The 20,680-nt window shown below is 58.9% G+C and carries 23 protein-coding genes; 1 reads left to right on the forward strand and 22 read right to left on the reverse strand.

What is annotated here, in order from left to right:
• Positions 1-40: 40 nt before the first annotated feature.
• The 9 genes from ACXWTF_RS09150 to ACXWTF_RS09190 form a co-directional block, all read right to left on the reverse strand.
• Positions 41-1,303, reverse strand: coding sequence for a homoserine dehydrogenase (locus ACXWTF_RS09150; RefSeq protein ID WP_461714709.1), 1,263 nt, complete (start codon positions 1,301-1,303; stop codon positions 41-43).
• Complete coding sequence (locus ACXWTF_RS09155; protein WP_461714710.1) at positions 1,296-2,519, reverse strand: LL-diaminopimelate aminotransferase; 1,224 nt, start codon at positions 2,517-2,519, stop codon at positions 1,296-1,298. The genes ACXWTF_RS09150 and ACXWTF_RS09155 overlap by 8 nt, the downstream gene beginning before the upstream one ends.
• A 22-nt stretch (positions 2,520-2,541) precedes the next feature.
• Positions 2,542-3,351 (reverse strand): hypothetical protein, encoded by an 810-nt coding sequence (locus ACXWTF_RS09160; RefSeq protein WP_461714711.1) that lies wholly within the window; start codon positions 3,349-3,351, stop codon positions 2,542-2,544.
• Positions 3,348-4,217 (reverse strand): hypothetical protein, encoded by an 870-nt coding sequence (locus ACXWTF_RS09165; RefSeq protein ID WP_461714712.1) that lies wholly within the window; start codon positions 4,215-4,217, stop codon positions 3,348-3,350. Before ACXWTF_RS09165 ends, ACXWTF_RS09160 begins: the two co-directional genes overlap by 4 nt.
• Positions 4,214-4,897, reverse strand: a complete 684-nt coding sequence (locus ACXWTF_RS09170; protein WP_461714713.1) for a TrmH family RNA methyltransferase — start codon at positions 4,895-4,897, stop codon at positions 4,214-4,216. The genes ACXWTF_RS09165 and ACXWTF_RS09170 overlap by 4 nt, the downstream gene beginning before the upstream one ends.
• A gap of 74 nt (positions 4,898-4,971) precedes the next feature.
• Complete coding sequence (rsmI, locus tag ACXWTF_RS09175) at positions 4,972-5,790, reverse strand: 16S rRNA (cytidine(1402)-2'-O)-methyltransferase (protein ID WP_461714714.1); 819 nt, start codon at positions 5,788-5,790, stop codon at positions 4,972-4,974.
• A gap of 141 nt (positions 5,791-5,931) precedes the next feature.
• A complete protein-coding gene (gene rpmE, locus ACXWTF_RS09180; protein WP_231019284.1) occupies positions 5,932-6,132 on the reverse strand; it encodes a 50S ribosomal protein L31 in 201 nt (66 codons plus the stop codon).
• A 121-nt stretch (positions 6,133-6,253) separates the two neighbouring features.
• Positions 6,254-6,925: a 16S rRNA (uracil(1498)-N(3))-methyltransferase gene (locus tag ACXWTF_RS09185; protein ID WP_461714715.1), complete on the reverse strand. Its 672-nt coding sequence runs from the start codon at positions 6,923-6,925 to the stop codon at positions 6,254-6,256.
• The gene (locus ACXWTF_RS09190) at positions 6,922-7,332 is read right to left on the reverse strand and encodes a hypothetical protein (RefSeq protein WP_461714716.1); all 411 of its coding nucleotides are present in this window, start codon (positions 7,330-7,332) and stop codon (positions 6,922-6,924) included. Before ACXWTF_RS09190 ends, ACXWTF_RS09185 begins: the two co-directional genes overlap by 4 nt.
• 53 nt (positions 7,333-7,385) lie before the next feature.
• Here ACXWTF_RS09190 and ACXWTF_RS09195 point away from each other — a divergent pair, with 53 nt between their 5' ends.
• On the forward strand, positions 7,386-8,606 hold the full coding sequence (locus ACXWTF_RS09195; protein ID WP_461714717.1) for a molybdopterin molybdotransferase MoeA: 1,221 nt from the start codon (positions 7,386-7,388) through the stop codon (positions 8,604-8,606).
• Between the two features lie 11 nt (positions 8,607-8,617).
• Here ACXWTF_RS09195 and nhaA read toward each other — a convergent pair whose 3' ends face one another.
• The 13 genes from nhaA to ACXWTF_RS09260 form a co-directional block, all read right to left on the reverse strand.
• Complete coding sequence (nhaA, locus tag ACXWTF_RS09200) at positions 8,618-9,808, reverse strand: Na+/H+ antiporter NhaA (RefSeq protein ID WP_461714718.1); 1,191 nt, start codon at positions 9,806-9,808, stop codon at positions 8,618-8,620.
• Positions 9,801-11,750 carry a 7TM diverse intracellular signaling domain-containing protein gene (locus ACXWTF_RS09205; protein WP_461714719.1) on the reverse strand — a complete coding sequence of 650 codons (1,950 nt, stop codon included), beginning with the start codon at positions 11,748-11,750 and terminating at the stop codon, positions 9,801-9,803. The genes nhaA and ACXWTF_RS09205 overlap by 8 nt, the downstream gene beginning before the upstream one ends.
• Before the next feature lie 83 nt (positions 11,751-11,833).
• Entirely contained in the window at positions 11,834-13,756 is a 1,923-nt protein-coding gene (gene tkt / locus ACXWTF_RS09210) for a transketolase (RefSeq protein WP_461714720.1), read from the reverse strand.
• Positions 13,757-13,773: 17 nt separating this feature from the next.
• Positions 13,774-14,619: a polyprenyl synthetase family protein gene (locus ACXWTF_RS09215; RefSeq protein ID WP_461714721.1), complete on the reverse strand. Its 846-nt coding sequence runs from the start codon at positions 14,617-14,619 to the stop codon at positions 13,774-13,776.
• A 66-nt stretch (positions 14,620-14,685) separates the two neighbouring features.
• A complete protein-coding gene (locus ACXWTF_RS09220; protein ID WP_461714722.1) occupies positions 14,686-15,000 on the reverse strand; it encodes a YbaB/EbfC family nucleoid-associated protein in 315 nt (104 codons plus the stop codon).
• On the reverse strand, positions 15,000-15,365 hold the full coding sequence (gene panD / locus ACXWTF_RS09225; protein ID WP_461714723.1) for an aspartate 1-decarboxylase: 366 nt from the start codon (positions 15,363-15,365) through the stop codon (positions 15,000-15,002). The genes ACXWTF_RS09220 and panD overlap by 1 nt, the downstream gene beginning before the upstream one ends.
• 7 nt (positions 15,366-15,372) lie before the next feature.
• Entirely contained in the window at positions 15,373-15,747 is a 375-nt protein-coding gene (locus tag ACXWTF_RS09230) for a (2Fe-2S) ferredoxin domain-containing protein (RefSeq protein ID WP_416768611.1), read from the reverse strand.
• Positions 15,748-15,865: 118 nt separating this feature from the next.
• On the reverse strand, positions 15,866-16,492 hold the full coding sequence (locus ACXWTF_RS09235; RefSeq protein WP_461714724.1) for an Ig-like domain-containing protein: 627 nt from the start codon (positions 16,490-16,492) through the stop codon (positions 15,866-15,868).
• 8 nt (positions 16,493-16,500) lie between these two features.
• Positions 16,501-17,064, reverse strand: a complete 564-nt coding sequence (locus ACXWTF_RS09240; protein WP_461714725.1) for an outer membrane beta-barrel protein — start codon at positions 17,062-17,064, stop codon at positions 16,501-16,503.
• A 29-nt stretch (positions 17,065-17,093) separates the two neighbouring features.
• On the reverse strand, positions 17,094-18,389 hold the full coding sequence (locus tag ACXWTF_RS09245; RefSeq protein ID WP_461714726.1) for a UDP-N-acetylmuramoyl-L-alanyl-D-glutamate--2,6-diaminopimelate ligase: 1,296 nt from the start codon (positions 18,387-18,389) through the stop codon (positions 17,094-17,096).
• Complete coding sequence (locus ACXWTF_RS09250) at positions 18,370-18,972, reverse strand: hypothetical protein (RefSeq protein WP_416768613.1); 603 nt, start codon at positions 18,970-18,972, stop codon at positions 18,370-18,372. Before ACXWTF_RS09250 ends, ACXWTF_RS09245 begins: the two co-directional genes overlap by 20 nt.
• An 84-nt stretch (positions 18,973-19,056) precedes the next feature.
• Positions 19,057-19,332 carry a NifU family protein gene (locus ACXWTF_RS09255; RefSeq protein ID WP_461714727.1) on the reverse strand — a complete coding sequence of 92 codons (276 nt, stop codon included), beginning with the start codon at positions 19,330-19,332 and terminating at the stop codon, positions 19,057-19,059.
• A 102-nt stretch (positions 19,333-19,434) separates the two neighbouring features.
• Positions 19,435-20,661 carry an aldo/keto reductase gene (locus tag ACXWTF_RS09260; protein WP_461714728.1) on the reverse strand — a complete coding sequence of 409 codons (1,227 nt, stop codon included), beginning with the start codon at positions 20,659-20,661 and terminating at the stop codon, positions 19,435-19,437.
• Positions 20,662-20,680: the final 19 nt, after the last annotated feature.

The raw sequence follows: 20,680 nt of genomic DNA on the forward strand, positions 1-20,680 counted from the left end.
CGCTTCGGTTTGAAGCGGTGGGGCGGATGCCGGCTGCGGATCAGACGATGCGGATCATCACCGGTTTGGAAGCGACGAAGGAGAGGGCTTCGATCTGTGAGAGCACCTCTTTCATATTCCCCTCTACCGCGTTGTGTGTCGAGAAGAGCAGGTTCGCAAACCCGCCCGAAGCGGGACGCTGCAGCATTGTCTCGATGGAGATCTCATACTCGCCGAAAAGCTGCGTAATCTTGGCCAGGACTCCCGGACGGTCCTCGACGCGGATGCGCAGGTAGTACTTGGTCTCGATCTCGTCGCTCGAACGCAGTTTCAGCCCGTGTTCCAGCGGCGTATTGTAGCCGAGCATCGGCGAACGTTTTCCGCCGGCCCGGGCGATGTCGATGATATTCGCGACCACCGCGCTCGCCGTCGCATCACCGCCGGCCCCCGGTCCGTAGTAGAGGGTTTCGCCGACACGGTCGCCGATGACGCTGACGCCGTTCATGACGCCGTCGATCTTCGCGATCATCTGCTCCTTGCTGATCAGCGCCGCATGCACCCGCAGTTCGACCGCGTCGCCGTCACGCTTGGCGATGCCCAGCAGTTTGACGGCGTAGCCGAACTCCTTGGCAAAGGCGATATCCTCCTGGGTCACGGACTCGATCCCTTCGATCAGGATATCTTCGGGTTTGGCATCGATACCGTAGGCGATAGAGGCGAGGATCAGCAGCTTGTGTGCCGCATCGAAACCGCCGATGTCGAAGGTGGGATCCGCTTCGGCGTACCCGAGCTCCTGCGACTCTTTGAGGATCGCGTCAAAGGCCACCCCTTCCTCCGTCATTTTCGTGAGCATGTAGTTACAGGTACCGTTCATGATCCCTTTGATGCTTTCGATATGGTTGGCGGAGAGGCCGTCGCGCAGGGCGTTGATGATGGGGATACCGCCGGCAACGCTCGCTTCGTACTCGAAGGCAAGATCTCCGGCGAGTTCCTGGAGCTCATAGCGGTGGTACGCCAATAGCGCCTTGTTCGCGGTGACGACCGCTTTGCCGTTCTCCAGGGCTTTTTTGACGATGTCGAAGGGGCCTTCGACGCCGCCCATCAGCTCTACGACAATGTCGATTTCCGGGTCGTTGACGACCTCGTAGGGGTCGCTGGTGAGGGCGATATCGATCCCGCGCTCTTTGTTCAGGGTGCGGACGACGCCGGTCTTGACGACGACTTCCGTCCCGGCCCGCGCCGTGATCATCTCCTTGTTGTCTTCGAGGATCTGTACTACCGCGGTGCCGACGGTGCCGACACCGATTACGCCGACCTTAAGCATCGGCTTTCTCCTCGAACTGCTTCAGGAACTGCTTGATGTTCTTCGCCGCCTGCCGGATGCGCTTGTCGTTCTCGATCAGCGCGATACGGACATACCCTTCACCGTACTCGCCGAAACCGATGCCCGGTGCGACCGCGACCTGCGCCTCGACCAGCAGACGTTTGGCGAATTCGAGCGACCCCAGGTGCGCCGCGCAGTCGGGGATCTTCGCCCAGACGAACATCGAAGCGCGGTTGCGGCGTACCGGCCACCCCGCACGGTTGAAAGCATCGATCAGCACATCCTGACGGGCGTCGTATTTGTGAATGATCTCATCCACGCAGCTCTGATCGCCGTTGAGTGCGACAGTCGCCGCCACCTGGATCGGGGTGAACATCCCGTAATCGAGCCAGCTTTTGATCTTCTGCAGGGCACCGATCAGTTTCTTGTTCCCGACGAAGAACCCGACGCGCCACCCGGCCATGTTGTAGCTCTTGGAGAGCGTGAAGGACTCGACCGCTACATCTTTGGCCCCTTCAACACTCATGATGGAGGGGGTCTTATAGCCGTCGAAGGTGATGTCGCCGTAGGCGATATCGGAGATAACGTAGAAGCGCTCCCGCTTCGCCATCGCGACGATGCGCTCATAGAACGCCGGCGTCACCGTGGCCGTGGAGGGGTTGTGCGGGAAGTTGACAACCACGTACTTCGGTTTCGGGAAGGCATCTTTGAAGGCCGTCTCCAGGTGTTCGAAGAAGGCGTCTTCATCGACGTTGTAATCCTCATCGAAGATCAGCGGCATCTTCTGAACACTGCCGCCGGCAAGGATGAAGGCGTAGGAGTGGATCGGATAGGTCGGGTCCGGAACGACGGCGACGTCGCCGGGATTGGTGATGGCATAGGCCAGGTGGGCGTACCCCTCTTTGGAGCCCATCGTTGCGACCGCCTCGGTCTCCGGGTCAAGCTCGACATCATAACGGCGCTTGTACCAGTCGCAGATCGCCAGGCGGAGTTTGTAGATCCCCTTGGACTGCGAATAGCCCTGGGTTTTCGTCTTCATCACCGACTCGACCATCTTGTCGCGGATATGTTCCGGGGTGTCGCCGTCAGGATTGCCCATACTGAAATCGATGACATCCGCACCGGCACGGCGTTCGGCCATTTTCAGGTCGTTCACTTCGGCAAAAACATACTTCGGGAGACGGCGGATGCGGTCAAACTGGATTTCGTCAAACATTGTTTTTTTATCCTAAATGCGACTATTGCGCTTTCACACTCAGGCCCGCATTCATGTTCTTCCGGCTGTAGAAATCCGCAATCTTCACGTAGGCGCAGCCGCGGGGAAGGTTGATGGTGATCTGCCGGGTTCGCTTGTCCCTTTTGTAGAGCTTGAGCAGGCGCAAATCGTCGTCGTAAAATGCAATGTAAGGATACCAGTTATTTCCTGACAGGCTCCAAAGGGTGAGTGTACCGGCTTTGGAAACATCCAGCCAGCGCGGGTAGACCAGGCGTTTCATCCGGATCTTCCTGCCCACTTCCAGCGGCGTCAGCTCCAGGTGCGCGTCGCTCATGTCGATGAAATAGCGCCACTGCGTCGCGCTGCCGCGTTCGATATCGAGGATCCCGCATCCCCGGCGCGCCAACGCCTGCTGCAGGGCCGTCGGGTCGGTCGCGTACTCCGACTGCATCTTGATCCGCCAGCGGTAGCCGGCATTGGTCAACATCGCCGAATCCGTCAGGTAGTGGGTGTATCCCATCCCCCGAAGCGTCTCGTTCATCAGCATCATGAAAAACTGCGGGCTGCCGTTGGTCTCGAAAGTCAGTTCCAGCGTTTTCGGGCGGTTGTAAAAAAGGGTCAGCAGCCCGTTTTCCTTGAGGGTCTCCACCACGCTGACGACATCGATCCGCTCCCCTTTGACATAGCGGTCCCGGTCGGAGAAGATGATCTTGACAAAGGCTTCGTTCCGGCTGTAGGCCTGCTCCCCGATCAGTGACTGCACCTTCTCGAACAGCGGCGACTGCGCCCACGCCGACAGCGTGACAGCAAGCAGGATAATGATTTTTTTCACCACACCCGTCCCTTGTTGCGCGCTCTGAATTCCGTCTCGTCAAGCTCGTGGCAGACCCCGCCTTCATAGCTCAGCAGGACCCGTTCGCTCTGCTCGAATTTCTGCTCTTTTCCGCCGCAGTCCAGGGAGAAGTAGCCGTGCCCCGTGACGATCAGCCACGATGTCGTCCCGTCGAGCCGTACCGGCTCCTCTGTCGTATAGACACTGCGTTTATGCGTCTTGGCATCGATGACGCCCAGCCAGATCGACGTCGACGCCGGCCGCACGATCACATCTTCATAGGCATTGCTTTCCGCCAGCACCGGAGCGGCGGCCGCGGCGGCCACCGATCTATTCTCCTCCGCTGCGGTGGCATTCGGTTCGGAAGCGATGTGCTGGTGCGCTTCCTGGATGGCATCGGCTTCTTCCAGCGTACTCGGGGCCGCCGTCGTGTTCATGGCTGCCATGGTCGCACGGGCCTGGTCGATGGCCGTATTGTTCAGTTCGAACTTCTCCGTTTTCCCGCCGGCACCGAGGACAAGGTAGGTGATCACGATAACGGCCACCAGCGCCGCGGCCAGGGCGGCCACCGTCAGGCGCTGACGCTTCTTGGACCTGGCCACGTTGGCGAAGGGGTCCTCTTCGGAAGCTGCCAGCGGCTCCTGGGGTGCGGGCCCCGACGCGGCGAACTGCTGCCGCCACTCGGTCAGGTCTACGTCAAACTCCCGTTCGATGATCGTCACGAACCCGTTGAACTGGATAGCCGAAAAGGCGTCGAAATCCCCCTCCAGCAGTTTCTGTATATTGTCCGGCGAAATATGGGTCCGCATACTGAGGTCTGAAATACCGATCTGTTTCAGCGTTTCGATCACCGATACCGTATTCATGCCGTGCGCATCCTCTCCATCAAAATTGCGCCCGCCGCGCTGACGTTGAGCGAGTCAAACCCGTGTGCCATGGCGATACGGACCCCCTGGTCCAGCCGGCGGACGGCCCGGGCGGGGATCCCCTCACCCTCGTTGCCCAGCAGCAGCGCTCTTTTGCCCTCAAACGACAGCGTGCGGACATCTTCGCCCTCCATGACGGCGCCATAGAGGCTGTGGCCCCTGTTCTTGAGCTCGGTCAGAACATCGTACAGGTTGGTCGTGACATTAAAGGGGAGGTCGAAAAGCGCCCCCGTCGAACTGCGCACGACCGGTTCCAGCGCAAGGGACTTGATGCCGGTCACAATAAGGCCGTCCGCACCGAGGGCATAAGCGCTTCGTGCGATGGCACCGATATTGCCGACATCGGTAATCCCGCACAATACAATGACGAACTCTTTTGCCGCGAGGGTCTGCAGCGGCGTCGGTTCCAGCGCGGCCGTTTCCGCCAGAAAGCCCTGATGGTTTCCGCTGCGGCTCATCTTCTGCGCTGCCTCCGGCGGGATGCGTTTGACCTCGAATCCCATCCGCATCAGACGGTTATACTCTTTCGCCTCCAACTCCTTGGCGAGGTACAGCGTCTCGATCTTTTCGGGATGCCGGGAGATCAGATAGTAAACCGGTTGCTTTCCGTATATCAACATGCTTGGATTGTAACCAATTTTCCGTTAGAAATCGATTGTTATCTGCGCAGAAAGTAGCTTCGTCGAGGCGTGTGTTATTTACCGGTATCCAGCAACCGCTGATAACAGCTTTTGGGAGTTTCACCCGTCAGTTTCGCGATCAGCTTCGCCGCCGCTTTCTTCGGAAGGTCAAGGGCGAGGATCTCTTTTTCGGTAAAGGTCGCATCGCGCAGCTCCCCCGCCTCGATCACGACGACCCACTCCCCTTTGACATTTCCGCCGAGGGTATCGAGAAGGTCTGCCGCCGTCCCGTGCAGGTAGCGCTGATGCAGCTTTGTCAGCTCCTTGGCCGCGAAGAGACGGCGGGAGGGCTCGGCCTCGGCAATTTCGCCCAACAGCTTCTCCAGGCGGTGGGGTGATTCATACAGCACCGTCGTGTAGCCGCTGTAGAGCGCCCGGCTGAGCGCCCCGGCCCTGTCGCTGCCCTTGTGGGGAAGAAAACCGAAAAAGAGCATCTGCGTGTCGACAAAACCGCTGGCGGCAAACGCCGTCAGCACCGCGTTCGCCCCTGGGAGCACATCATAGGCGATGCCGTGATCGATGCAGTAGCGCACCAGCATCTGTCCGGGGTCGCTCACCCCCGGCATCCCCGCATCGCTGGCGTACACGACGTTCTGTTCAAAAAACGACGGGTCGGTTTTTTCAAGAAAACGGTGTTCGCTGTGGGAGTGGACGGATATGAACAACTGTTCTTTTTCTGTTCCCTTGCCATAACGCTCTTTGAGCAGGTGCAGCAGCTTCTTCGTCACGCGGGTATCTTCACACAACAGCACATCCGCATGGACCAGCGCATCCATGGCACGCAGTGAAATGTCGGCAATATTTCCAATCGGGGTGGGGACAAGCGTCAGCATATTCAGAACCTTTATCAGGTGAGCAAAAAGAGGGAAAAGCGCCAAAGGCGCGCCCGGAGGAAGTCTCCCCGGGGTACAGGGCCTGCCGCAGCGGTGAGCCCGGTATTATCGTCGTTGCAGAGCGTACGCTCCTGCAACGGCTTATTTCATGTTATAGCGCTGCTTGAACTTCTCGATACGTCCGGCAGTGTCTACCTGGCGCTCAGAACCGGTGAAGAACGGGTGGCACTCGTTACAGATGTCGATACGCATCGCATCTTTCGTGCTCTTTGTTTCAAATGTGTTGCCGCAGGCGCAAGTGACTGTACAAGCCATGTATTCCGGGTGAATACCTTTTTTCATCGTTAAGCCTTTTGATACACGCTCTGTACGTATATCGGTATATTTTTTAAATCCGTACGGGTGCGGATTTTAAGACCGCAATTATAGCGGAATCTTGGCCGTCGATCAAGTTTTTTACGGTTTAGAGCAGGATCTTGGCGGCGACGGCGACGGCGGCGCTCTCCGAGCGGAGGATAAGCGGCGTATCGAAACGCGCCGTACGGCAACCGGCCAGCCGGGTACGCTCCTCTTCGCTGAAGCCCCCTTCGCATCCGATCAGCACTGTCGCTATGCCGGTGGTATCGTGCAGCGTCTCTTCAGTAAAATCGAGCACCACGGTCTGCGGGTTCGCCGCTATAAATGCTTCGAGCGAATCCACGCTATCCAGCCCCATCCATTCGCTGCGGCCGCACTGCTGCATAGAGGCTTCGAGAATACGCCCGAAGCGCTCGAAATCGGGTTTGAACTGCCGCTGGCTCCGGTCGCAGGAGATAAAAGTGATCCGCCCGACGCCCATCTCGTTGAGCTGCGGCAGCACCTTCTCGACGGATTTCGGGTCGATCACGCACCAGCCGATATGCAGCGGACGGGAGGCCCCGATCCGCAGCGCCTCCTCCGAGAGCAGCCGCAGCTCCGCCCACCGACCGTCGCTCTGTTCGAGCCGGTAGGTGTAGAGTGTTTCACTGCGCTCGGGATGCCGCAGCGCTACGCTGTCCCCGGTACTGTGGCGCCTTACTTTCACGATGTATTTGTATGCTTCCCCTTTCAGGGTAACCTGCGCTGCACCCGCCTCCCCGTGGAAGAGAAATCTCACAGCAGCGACATCCAGAGCGTTATCAGCATCGTCAAGACGAGTTCCGCCCCCAGAAGCTTCAGGGCGAAGGGGCGGTAGAGGGCCAGCGCTTCGGGCAGTTTCGTCCGCAGACGGCGGACGGTTTTGTAGCGGCGCGCTTCGAGCACAATGAGCACGACGGTGATCAGGATCATCGCGATGTTCTCAAGCGTGAAAGCGAGGTGCTTCGCCGCCATCATAACGACACCGGTGAACGCCATCGCCGCGATCGCCATCACCGAAAAAGGCATGGCGATCCGCGCCCGCCGGACGTAATCGGGGGCCTGCACCGCGAACTGGAGCATGGCGGCGTTGAAGAGGATAATGCCGAGCCACACCAGGACAAACCCGAAATGCAGCTGCAGACTCATGCTGTACATTGTTTCCATAATCCGGATTTTACCCCACTTTATCTATAATCGAACCAAAAAAGAGTCTATCCATGCCCGTTACCGTCGAAGAAGCCCTCGCGCGCATTCACGCCCACCGCCCGAAGCTGCGCCGCGAATTCATCCCCATCGAGGAGGCGATCGGACGGGTGCTGGCCCAGGATGTCTCCGCCCGTTACAACCTTCCCCCCTTCGACAACTCCGCCATGGACGGGTATGCCGTTATCTGCGCCGATGCAGGCCAACGCGTGCCGGCCGAACATACGATCTTTGCGGGGGACCGCGAACAGATCCGTATCGCCCAGGGCCAGGCCGCGCGGATCATGACCGGGGCGCGGATCCCCGAGGGTACGGAGTGCATCGTCCCCATCGAGGAGGTCACCGTCGAAGGCGAACATGTCACCCTGCCTGCCACCCTCAAAGCGGGCCAGCACATCCGACTCTGCGGCGAAGATATCCAGACAGACGATACGCTGCTGACATCGGGGGATACCCTCTCGGCGTATCACATCACCCTGCTCGCCTCCCAGGGAGTCACCCACGTCTGCGTCTACCACCGCCCGAGGGTCGCCATCTTCGCTTCGGGGAGCGAACTGAAGATGCACCATGAACAGGTCGCAGACTACCAGCTTTACAACACCAACTCCCCTACTTTCGCGGCCCGGGCGGCGGAGCTGGAGTGCGACGTCCATTTCGTCGGAACGGCGGCCGATACCCTCGACGCCCTGCTCGAGCACATCGACAGTGCGCTGCAGAGCGACCTCATCATTACCAGCGGCGGTGTCAGCGTCGGGGACGCGGACTATACGAAAGAGGCTTTCACCCACTTCAATTTCACCCCGCTCTTTGAGAAGGTCGACCTCAAACCGGGCAAACCGACGACGGTCGGTACCATCGGCGACACGCTGGTGCTCAACCTGCCGGGCAACCCGATGGCGGCCGCACTCTGTTTTGAACTGTTCGGACAGGCCCTGATCGCCTGCCTCAGCGGGACCAACGCCCCCTTCCACAACAGTATCACCGCCAAAATGAAACATGCCTGCAGTGTCCGCCCCGGCCGCCGGACGCTGCTGCCGGGCTATTACGACGGCAGCCACTTCAGTGTCTGCGAGAAGTTCGCCCCCGGGATGATCACCCCGCTGGCCCTCTCAAACGGCTTTATCATGCTTGACGAGACCTGCAGTGCCCTCGACGAAGCGGCCGAGGTCCGCTTTATCCCGACCCGTTTTATCTGGCGGAGCCGCAGCGCCGTCTCTCTGGTGAGTACCCCGTAGGCGTAAACGCTTCAGCCCTCCGGCGTCTCCTCCTGCTGCGTCTTTTTCAGCACAACCGAGAGGTAGAGCGCCCCCACGGCACCTGAGACCAGCGACCCTATCAAAATCCCGATGCGTTCATCGACCAGCGAGAAACAGACCCCTTCGCTGCACTCAAAGGCCAGCGAACCGATAAAGAGACTCATCGTAAAACCGATCCCCCCGAGAATCGCAACACCGAAGAGCTGGGCGTTCGTCACCCCTTCGGGAAGCCTTCCGACCCGCAGCATTACCGCCAACCGGCTGAAGAGAAAGATGCCGATGCTTTTGCCGAAAAAGAGTCCCGCCGCGATGCCGACGGTAACGGAATGGGTGAAGTCACTTGCTGAAACACTGCCGAAACTCACCCCCGTATTGACGAAGGCGAAGAGCGGCAAAATGATGTAATTGACCGGCGCATGGAGGGAGTGTTCCAGGTTATGGAAGCTCTCCCGGTTGCCGCGTAGCGGGATCAGCAGTCCCAGGACGACCCCGGCGATGGTGGCATGTACCCCGGATTTCAGTACGGCGGCCCACATCACCAGCCCGATCAGGATATAGAAGGTGTTGTTCGTCACGCCACGCATGTTCATAAAAAGCAGGATCAGTGCCATTGTCATCGCCGTGCCGAGCGCGGCGAAAGAGAGCCCGTGACCGTAAAAAAGGGCGATCACGACGATAGCCCCGAGGTCATCGATGATCGCCAGGGCCAGCAAAAAGACCTTCAGGGCCGGCGGCACCCGTTTGCCCAGCAGCGACAGGATCCCCAGCGCAAAGGCGATATCCGTCGCCATCGGGATCGCCCACCCTTTCATGGCCCCCTCGTCACCGGCGTTAAGGATGCCGTAGATCAGGGCCGGTACCAGCATACCACCGAGGGCCGCGAAGGCCGGTAGGGCGACTTTGGAGCGTTCCTGCAGGCTCCCTTCGAGCACCTCGCGCTTGATCTCCAGCCCCACCATGAAGAAGAAAACGGCCATCAGGCCGTCGTTGATCCAGAGCAGCAGCGGCTTGGCAATGGCGAATTCGTCAAAACTGATGACGACGGGAATGCTGAGGAAATAGCTGTAAAAGCTGTGCAGCGGGGAGTTGGCCATCGCCATCGCCATCACCGTCGACACGATCAGCAGCACACCGATCGCGGATTCACGCTTCAAAAACTGAAGCAGGGTCTCATTACGCATCACGCTCCTTTTGTGGCAGTTCGAGGATGAAACAGGCACCGGCGCCGCGGTTGTGGACGCTGACGCTGCCGTTCATGCTCTTCTCCATGATCGTCTTGACCATGTAAAGCCCTATTCCCGTGCCCTGGGATTTGAACTTCGTCGTAAAATAGGGGTCGAAGACCCGGTCGATGATCTCATCGGCCACCCCGCCCCCGTTGTCGCAGACCGCCACCATGATCATGGTCCCGCCGGTCTGCACGCGGATGGTGACCTGGGGCTTCTTTGTCCCGTGTTCGAGCATCGCATCCTTGGCGTTGTTCAGAAGGTTGAGCATCACCTGGGAGAACTCGTTCTCATGCCCCAGTGTCACCGGCCGGTCCTCACATTTGAGATCGATCCCGATATTGTACCGGTTCAGCGTCGGCCGGAAGAGCTCCAGCACCTTTTCGATCGCACCGCAGATACAGAAATCCTCCCGCTCCCGGTCGGGCATGAAGAAGGTGCGGAAGTCGTCAATCGTATGCGTCATATACTCCATCAGCGTCTCGGACTGCTCCTGGTAGGTCTGCATCTTCTTCTCATCGAGATGACCGAGCTCATACTCGAAAAAGATATTGCTCTGGATCAGGGAGAGCTGGTTGAGGGGCTGCCGCCACTGGTGGGCGATATTCTCGATCATCTCCCCCATCGCCGCCTGGCGCGACTGCAGGATCATAATGCGGTCCTTTTCCCGGAGTTCGTCGACCTTGAGGGCGATCTTCGCCTGGAGTTCATCATTGAACTCCCGCAGTTTCGCCAGGTGCTCGTGCTTCATCATGTTGATACGGTCTGCGAGGGCGAAGGAGAGCAGGATCATCTGGATGAGCGAACCGACCTGCTGGGTATAGAGCATCGCCGGATGCGTCGGCACCACCCCCAGCTGGTTCAGCGCGACGAGAATCGTCGCCAGCAGGAACACGATCCAGCCGGCCAGGTAGTAGCGGGCGGCGTGATAGTTTGGCAGTACCTTGATCCCGGCGTAGATCAGCACCCAGGGGATGATCGCGCTCCACACGGCCGCCGCCGTGACCGCCGTGTGGTAATCGAGCAGCAGGACCGAAAGAACCCCCAGGAAGGAGAGCAGCTCCGCAAAGGCGATAATGCGCTCCGTCTGCGGGGCGTAGCGTTTGAGCATCAGGAAGTAACGGGCAAAACGGAACCCGAACATCGCCGAGAAAAAGATGAAAAACGCCAGGCCGCTGTTGGCCATCCAGACATTGCCCGGCCAGAGCCACTCCGGCCCCACTCCGTCGAAATTGAGCTGGAAAAGCATGTAGCTTGCCAGAAAGGCGAGGTAGTTGAAGTAGTGGATCTCGCGGACGAAAATATAGAGCACCATATTGTAAACGAGCAGCAGCAGCATCACCCCGTAAAAGAGCCCGAGCAGCAGGTTGGAAAAAGACTCGTCGCGGTAGGCCCCCGAGAGCCGTTCCACTGTCAAAGGGACCTGCAGGGCGCCCTGCGTCTTGACCTGGAGAAAGTAGGTCGTTGTCCCTTCCGTGAAGGGCAGCTTTTCCCAGAACATGCGGCTTGCATAGGGGCGCCGGGCATTCACTATGTCGCCGTCACAGTTCAGCTGTGTCAATCCATCGGCATCCAGACGGTAGAGGGTATACTCGTCAATATGCGAATTGCCGATGCGCAGGACCCACTCCGAACGCTCTCCCGCGGGGCGGGTCAGGTCAAAGCGTATCCAGATGGGCTTCTCGACGAACCCGAAGTTGTAGATGGCCGTTTCTGATTCCTGGAACCGCCCCATCTGTTCCAGGATCGTCCGGGGTGAAAAGGAGACGTTGTTTTCGATCAGATAGGCGCTGTGGGGGACAACATTGATCTCGCCCTTTTGCGAGGCCTCCAGCACGATTCCGCCCGCAACGGCATGAAGCGACAGCAGTAATGCGATTATGATGATACGGATCATGCGTCCCTTCCCCCGTGTCGTTAGGGGTTATTATAGGACGAAATGTTAAAAAGGGGGGTAAAGGCGCCTTTAGGCGCCGGCAGTTACGAAAGCTGCGCGAGGACGGCGTCGGCGGTGAAGCCGAACTTCTTGAAGAGTTCGCCGGCCGGTGCACTGGCACCGAAAGAGTCCATGCCGATCACCGTATCGGCGAAGCGGTACCACTCCATGCCGCGGGCCGCTTCGATGGCGACGCGCTTCGTGCCCGGCTTGATAATGCCGTCGATGTAGGCGGCGTCCTGTTCGAGGAAGAGGTCGAAACAGGGAACGCTGACCACGTTGGCACGGACACCCTGCGCTGCCAGCTTCGCTTTGACCTCAAGGGCCAGCGCGACTTCGGAGCCGGAAGCCATCAGCGTCATCGTCGCATCCGCCGCCTCACTCAGCAGGTAACCCCCCTGCTGTGCGCTCCCCTTGACCGGGGCGTCGAGCAGCGGCAGTCCCTGGCGGGAGCAGACGAAGGCGGAGGGGGCATCGGTTTTCGCCAGCGCCCACTTCCAGGCCTCGACGTTCTCGTTGCCGTCCGCCGGGCGCCAGACGTAGAAGTTCGGCAGGGCACGGAACTGCCCCAGGTGTTCGATCGGCTGGTGGGTCGGACCGTCTTCGCCGACGCCGATACTGTCGTGGGTCCAGATGAAGAAGTGCTGGATACCGCTCAGCGCCGCGATACGCGCCGCCGGCTTGAGGTAGTCGCTGAAGACGAAGAACGTCGCACTGAAAGGCATCAGCGGGCCGTAGAGCGCCATCGCGTTCGTGATCGCTCCCATCGCGTGTTCGCGGATACCAAAGTGGATATTCTTGCCGCGCGGGAACTCACCGAGGTCTTTGAGCTCCGTCTTGTTGGAGGGCCCGAGGTCCGCTGAACCGCCGAGGAAGCCCGGGATCGCCTTGGCCACGGCATTGAGGATCTTCCCGTTCGTGCTGCGCGTCGCGTCGGCCTTGTCGAATACCGGCCACTGGATGCGGGAGAAGTCCGGGTTGCTGAGCGCATTAAGCGCTTCGTTCTGCTCGACCAGCGGCAGCGTCGCGAGGCGGTGTTTCCATTCGCGCTCCGCCAGGTCGCCCGCTTCGACGGCGCAGCGGAAACGGGCCAGGACGTCTTCGTCGACCTGGAATGCTTCGTTGGGATTGAAACCGCAGTTCGTTTTTGCTTCGCAGATGATCTCTTCACCCAGCGGCGCGCCGTGGGAGTGGTGGGAGCCTTCCATCTCGCATGCGCCTTTGGCGATCGTCGTGTCGGCGATAACGAGGACCGGCTTCGTGCGCGTCTTCGCCTCGGTAATCACGGCATCGATCGCCTCATAGTCGTGGCCGTCCACTTCCAGCACGTCCCACCCCTGCGATTCGAAACGCTGCGCGACGTTCTCGCTGAGGCTGAGCTCCGTGGAGCCCTCGATCGTGATGCGGTTGGAGTCGTAGATCATGATCAGGTTGTCCAGCCGGTTGTGGCCGGCGATGGAACACGCCTCGTAGCTGATCCCCTCCTCCAGGTCACCGTCGCCGCAGAGGCAGTAGACATAGTGGTCGATCACCTTTGCCGTTTCGGAGTTCACCTGTGCACCGACGTATTTGGAAGCCATCGCGAAACCGACGGCGTTGGCGACGCCCTGCCCCAGCGGACCGGTCGTGATCTCGATCCCTTCGGTGTGGCCGTACTCCGGGTGGCCCGGTGTCTTGGAGTCAAGCTGGCGGAACTGCTTGAGGTCCTCGATCTCGAGGCCGTAGCCCCAGAGGTAGTAAAGCGAGTAGATCAGGCCCGTCGCATGGCCGCCGGAGAAGACGAGGCGGTCGCGGTTGAGCCACTGCGGGTTTTTGGGGTTGTGGTTGAGGTGCTCGGAGAGCACGACGGCGATGTCTGCAAGACCCATCGGGGCACCCGGGTGGCCGGAGTTCGCCTTCTGGACCATGTCGGCCGCAAGGAAACGGATCGTATTCGCCATTTTGGCGCGCATCGTGTTGTTGCTCATTGTCATCCTTGTTGAAATCATTTATGTCGATTGATATAGCTTAAAAGCATCGGTGAAAGTTCGTCATATAAACGCTCATCGAAACTTTTAAGCCGTTCGGTCAGATCGTCGGCCAGTTTGTCGGCCTCGACCATGGCGCCGTCAAGCCCCAGGAGGGTGACGAAGCTGTTCTTCGCCTCGTCGTTGTTCGTCGTCTTGCCCGCTTCTTCGCTCGTCTGGGTCACGTCGAGGATGTCGTCCTGGATCTGGAAGAGCAACCCCAGGTCGATCCCGAAGGCATATAGCGGCGTTTCCAGCGCCTTCTGCCCGGCGATGACCGCCCCCATCTGCAGTGCACACGCGATCAGCTTCGCCGTCTTGTTCGTGTGCAGGAACTTCACCTCGTCGAGGGCAAGTTTCGTGTGCTCGAAAGTGCAGTCGATCGCCTGCCCGAGCACCATCCCGTCGCTGCCGCCGTTTTTGGCCAGCAGGTTGATCAGTTTCACCCGCGTCCGGTCCGAAAAAGGTGCTTCGGAAAGCACTTCGAAGGCATGGGTATTGAGGGCGTCGCCGACCAGGATCGCCGTCACCTCGTCGTAACGGGTATGCAGGGTCGGGAAACCGCGGCGCAGGTCCGCGTCGTCCATCGCCGGCAGATCGTCGTGGATCAGCGAGTAGGTGTGCAGCATCTCGATAGCCAGCGCCGCATGGTTGGCCGCATCGATCAACAGCGGGTTGAACGCACGTACCACCCCCAGCAGCAGGGCCGGGCGGAAACGTTTTCCGCCGGCGGTCAGCATCAACGAAAGGGCCGTATTGTAGTGGGGGTGAAAACTCTCCGCACGGGGCAGATTGTCCTGTAAAAAGCGCTCAAACTCTTCCATGCTTCTTCCGTGCGTTTTAATGGCGAAATGGTAACATGATTTTGTACAAAGGGAGGTTATGCCGGGTCAGTTGCCGGCGAAGGGGTTCACGCCGCCGAGCATGCCCATAGCGGAGTGTTTTTTATTGTCTTCGACCATCTTGACCGCGTCGTTGATGGCGGCGATCAGCAGGATCTGCAAAGAGGCTTTGTCTTCAAGCAGCGCATCGTCGATCTCGAGGTCGACGGCTTCGCCCCTGCCGTTCATCTCGAGCCGTACCATGCCCCCGCCCGTTTTGACGGTGAAGGTACGTTCGGCCAGTTCCGCTTCGAATTTGGCGGCCTGCTCCTGCATCTGCTCGAGCATTTTGCCCATCTCGCCGAAGTTCATTTTGTCAAACATCAGATCTCGTGCAGTACATCCGTAATGCCGTTGTCGTCGTCAACGAGGACGACAGTAGGCTTGTAGGTGTCCAATTCACTCTCATCATAGGTCGCATAGGCGACGATGATCACCTTGTCCCCCTTGTGCACCTTGCGTGCCGCCGCCCCGTTGAGGCAGATGTCACGCTTGCCGCGTTCACCGAGGATGATGTAGGTTGAGAAACGCTCACCGTTGTTGATGTTGAGGATCTCCACTTTCTGCCCGACCCGCATGCGGGAGGCTTCGAGGAGTTCCTCGTCAATCGTGATGGAACCGACGTAGTTGAGGTTCGCATCCGTCACGGTGGCACGGTGAATTTTGCTGTAAAGCATTTCGATCGTCATGTATGTTTTATCTTCCCATCTGCTGCTGCATTGCTTCCGGCGAGATCGGGGCATCCCACAGTTCGTCCGGAATGATGTACTCTTCGACCGGCGTCCCGCCGATGATGTGTTCATCGATAATGCGCGTGATTTTGTCTTTGTTCAGGCCGGCGTACATGAAATGTCCCGGTTCGACCAACATGACCGGTCCGACGTTACAGCGATTCAGACACGCTGTACGGACCGGTTGTACTGTCGCAATTATACCCTTTTGCATCAAAGTCTGTGCTAAATGCTGGAAAAGGTCCTGTGTCTGCGGGTTTACGCAAGACGGTTTAGGCATTCCCGGGGGAGAGGATTGCTCACATTTGAAAATATAGAAAGCCGGCTGTGGTACACCCATGGTATTCTCCGTTGTGAATAGAATTTGAAAAAACTCGCGTATTATAGCCAACGGTCAAGCCGGCTGAATTTAGCGAAAAAGTTAGTGGGAAGGCTTAAGACAACGCCGGAAGCGCTGCTTACGGCGTGACGGTGACCGTCAGCGAGGCATTGACGTCGTAGCGCGTCACATTGATATCGAGGGTGCCGTTGGCGTCCCCCGTATAGAGGGTGCCGTTCTGCTCCAGGGTCGCGTTGCTCTCCCCGGCGTTGCCCAGTATCCATGTCATGCTCTCGGTCACGTCCAGCGTCGTATTGTCGTCAAAGGTTCCCAGCGCCTGGAGTTGCAACGTCTGTTCCTGCGAGAGGTTTGTCTCGTTGTTCTCAATGGAGAGCGTGACCGATGTCAGGGCATGGACATGCACGACGGCCGTATCGAAAAACTGCTGGTAGCTGCCCGTGATCTCGACGTCCCCGCCGAACTCGCCGCCGCTCAGCAGCCCCGGGGTGGTCGCCGCATCCGCCGAGCTGAAAAAGGCGATGGAGCTGTTCGATTCGCTCCAGGTGAGGTAATCGGTCGCGTTGCTGTCCGGTACGCCGTTCGTATAGGAGACAACGGCGCTCATCTGCACTTTCTGCGTCGCATAGAACGTCGTGGCATTCGCCTCGACGGCGATCGATGCGATATCACCGGCCAGCGGGGTGTTGCTGTTCTCGCCGCAGCCGGCCAGCAGCAGTGCCGTTCCCAAAAGAATCCCTCTAAACATGCCCTCTCCTAAAAACGGTAGTTGATACCGACGTACGGCTCAAAGATCGACGATGACGTCTCCGTCTGGTTGCTGATCATATCGAGGTCTTCCCAGCTCTTCGCCCGGTAGATGACCGATGCCTCCAGATCGAACCCCGCGCCCAGGGGCAGGTACCCCCCGATGCCACCGAAGAAGCTGCCGGAACTGACCGATTTCGTGACCGTACGGCGCACCTCGAGCTCTCCGGAACCGAACCCCAGCTTGAAGAAAGGATAGACACCCCAATCGAAATCAAAAGCCTTGATCAGGCTGATGTCGAAATAGATGTAATCACTGTCGGTGTCGGAGAAGATATTCTTGTCGTAACGGCCGTAGCCCAGGTCCAGTTCGACTGCGTAGGAGCGGATGTCGCCGTATCCCGCTTTAAACTGCACGCCCTGGAGCATCGCCGTCGTTGTACGATCAGCCGTCCCGGGGTTCTCGACACGGAAATTCTCGCTTCCCGCAATGCCCCCCAGACCAAAATGCAGCGTCGCATCGGCATGCAATACCCCGAGGCACAGCGCCGTAATGACCAAAAAACGTTTCACCCTACCGCCTTTTTTAACCGTAATGATAGTCAAACCTCACTTAACAGAGAACGAATGACCTCCCGGTCGTCGAAAGGGAACTGCTTGTCGTAGATGATCTGGTACTGTTCGTCGCCCTTCCCGAGCACGACGACGACCTCGTCACCGCTGCGCGTTTCCAGCGCCATGGCGATCGCCGCTTTGCGGTTCGGTTCGACCACGGCCTTCTCCGGGTAGGTCATCCCGCCCAGGATATCCGCGATGATCGCATCGGGGTCCTCGCTGCGGGGGTTGTCGCTGGTGACGAAGACCTTCTTGGCCAGGTTCTCCGCCACCCGTCCCATCAGGGGACGCTTGGCGCGGTCGCGGTCGCCCCCCGCCCCGAAGACGACCAGCATCTCCTTCTCCTTGAGGGCATTGAGCACCTGCGCCATGCCGTCGGGGGTGTGCGCGAAGTCGACGATGACCAGCGGGGATTCACTGACCACTTCCATCCGGCCACTCACGCCGGCGAAGCCGCTGACCGCGTCGCACACCGCTTCCAGGTCGTCACCGGTGACGAGGTGGACCGCCGCGACGGCTGCGGTAAGGTTGTAGACGTTGAAGAAACCGTGCATCGGGCTGTGGAAGGTGTGGACCTTCCCGAAGTGCTGCACGACGGCACTGATGCCTTCGTTGAGCGAATAGGCCACCACTTTGTAGGTCGCCGGGTTCTCAGCCCCGTAGGTAAAGGCATTTTGAATATTGAAATCCGCCTTCGCCTCATCCTTGTTGATCAGTTTTTTCCCTGCGTCGGCGAAGAAACTGTTCTTGACGCGGATATACTCCTCGAGCGTTTCATGGTAATCCAGGTGGTCCTGGGTGATGTTGGTGAGGATCTTCAACGCGAAGTCGATCCCCTCGGCCCGCGCCTGGACGATGGCGTGGGAGCTCACTTCCATCACGAAGTATTCGCACCCCGCGGCGACCGCCTGGTAGATATGGCGGTAGGTCTCCAGCAGCGTCGGTGTCGTGAGGCTTTTGCCCTCCACGACGCTGTCGTTCATGAAAAAGCCCCGGGTGCCCTGCATCGCCGCTTTATGCCCGAGGTCCAGCAGGATGGAGTAGATGGCGCTCGCCGTCGTCGTCTTGCCGTTGGTGCCGGTAATCCCGATCACCTTGATACGGTCAAGACCGAAAAGGGAGGCGACATCGGAAGGGGAGATGATGGAGTGGGCACCGCGCGCCTTGGCATCGTCAAGGTAGCGGCGGTTCAGTCCGGTAAGAACGAACGCCGTTTCGGCGTCGCAATCCGCGGAGTTTTCCGTTACAAAACGGAACGGTTGATCAGGAAGCGCTATCTTCAACCGGGCGGCTCTTAAGAATGTCGCGCAGCAGGGCGCGCAGTTGATCGTCATTGGGGTACATGGAGAGGGCGGTCTCGATGTAATTCATTGCCATTTTGTGGTATCCGTGGCGGTTGAGCTGGCTGAGGAAATCGATGAACTCCTCTTTTTCGGTGATAAGCACCCGTGTGGAGAACATGATGTTCTCGAAAATCGTTTTGAAATCGCCCTGCTCTTTGACGAGCTGGCGGAAATCGTCGTAAAGGATACCGTCTTCGTAATCCAGACGCTGGCGCATCGGTTCGGTGAAAAGCGATGTCAGCTGTTCGACCGTCCCGTCCATTGTCTGCAGGATCTCGGAGATGACCGTGTCGGCCTGCTCCGCGTCCTCTTCACGCAGCACCTCGTAGTAATCGAACAGGGCTTCGGCCGCCTCTTCGCCGCTCATTGCCATCTCGGCAAGGATCGCGCCGTTAAAGGCCTCTTTTGATTCCGGATAGTCCTGGAGGACCTGCGCGTATTGACGCAACGCCTCCTCGTAGTTTTCCTGATTGAAACTTTCGTTAGCAAGGGCAAGCGTTTTATATTTGTTGACTGGTTTCATGCTTTTCCTTCTTTCAAAAATCGTATGCATTTCTCTCTCTAGAGATAATCTATTATAACGTAATTTTTATTATCCGTCCGCCGCTCACACGGCGTCCATCTGGTTCTCCATGCCCATCGGCAGGTTGACAACGGAGAGTTCGGGATGGATATCCATGCGCAGTTGGCGCTCGACACCGTATTTCAGTGTATTGCCCGAACTGCCGCATCCGACGCAGGCCCCGCCGAGCTGTACGTAGACGATACCGTTCTTGACACCCAGCAGTTTGATATCACCGCCGTCCAGCGCCAGAGAGGGGCGTACCTTTTCAATGACGTTCTTCACCGGTTCGTACAGTTCTTCATCTGTAAACGGGATCATATATGATTGTCCTTTTTTCGACACCTGTCGACATTTTTATGATCATAAAATAGGAAAAATGCGCTTAACAAGTCATAAAGTAAACAAGGAGACACCGATCCCTCAGCCTGCGGGAAAGGCCTCCAGGGTCTGGGCGACATAGCGCGGCTTGCGCATGCCAAGCAGCACCACGTCGATTTCGGGCCGCGCCAGCAAAAAGGCCAGGGCGCACTCCTGCAGCGGCCGGTCACACCCCTCCAGCTGCCCTCCGACGGCATCGCGCACTTTCAGGCTGCACTCATGGGCGACGGCGGCACCGTAGGCCTCCAGGAAGAGTACGAGCTGCTGCGCGAGTGCGCCGCGTTCGGCCTCCCCGAGCTTTTCGAGCACCTGGCGGATATGGGGCATCACCTGACCGTAGAGAAACGACTCATACTCGCCGACCCAGCCGAACCGGTGTTTGACTTCGTCGAGCTGGTGCACCAGGTTGCGCAACGACGCCAGGGCCTCGTGCTCGCACAGCTGCAGCAACTCGTTGAGGTGCGCTTCGTAGGTCTGGGACGGCGGATAATCCGCCAGTCGGAACATCTGCGATCCGTGCTGGGCGTTCAGGGGGCGGTTCGTCATAACCCGCAGTCCGTGCTCCCCGGCCCACGCCGCACACTTGAGTCCCTCCGTCTCCAGCAGGTTAAGCGGCAGCTGGACCGTCGTGAAATGGTTATGGGCGTTACCGGCGCTTTCGGCGGCATGGATCGCCAGGGCCACCAGGTCCTCGTAAGGGAGGTACTCCGGGTCCGTCGGCGCTTTGGCAAAGCTATTCGAACTGACGCCGTACCCCTCGATTTTTCCCTCGGCTGCGGCCTTCTCCAGGGCGACAAAGGCGCGGTAGATACGGTCGTTCATCGCATCGAGCACTTCGCTCCGCTCCCGCCCTTTATTGAGCGCATCGAGCAGAAAGTACTCCGGGTTGTGGATCAGGTAACACTCTAAAGAGGCCGCCTGAAGCCGTTCCAGCGAACGTTCCAGCTGATCCCGCATAAAATCGGGATGGATACAGTGGAAAACGTGCGGCGCGTATTCGACGACCTCCTCGAACTGCTCCCCCGCTTCCAGGCGCGCCATCGTACTCCCCTGGATGTATCCGAACTTGCTGACGACTTTCACCGCCTCCCGCGCATCGTCCTCCATAAAACGGAGCGCCTTGGCGATGGCACGCTCCGCGCCCCCGTCCATGTAGTTGGTCGAGGTATCGATGACGCTGACGCCCGAAGTGACCGCCATCCGCAGCGCCTCGATGTGTTCGGGGTTTTCGTCGCTGACACGGTAGGTGCCGAAACCGATCTCCGCCATTGCTTCTCCCTTACCGGCG

The organism is Thiomicrolovo sp. ZZH C-3, assembly GCF_054862725.1.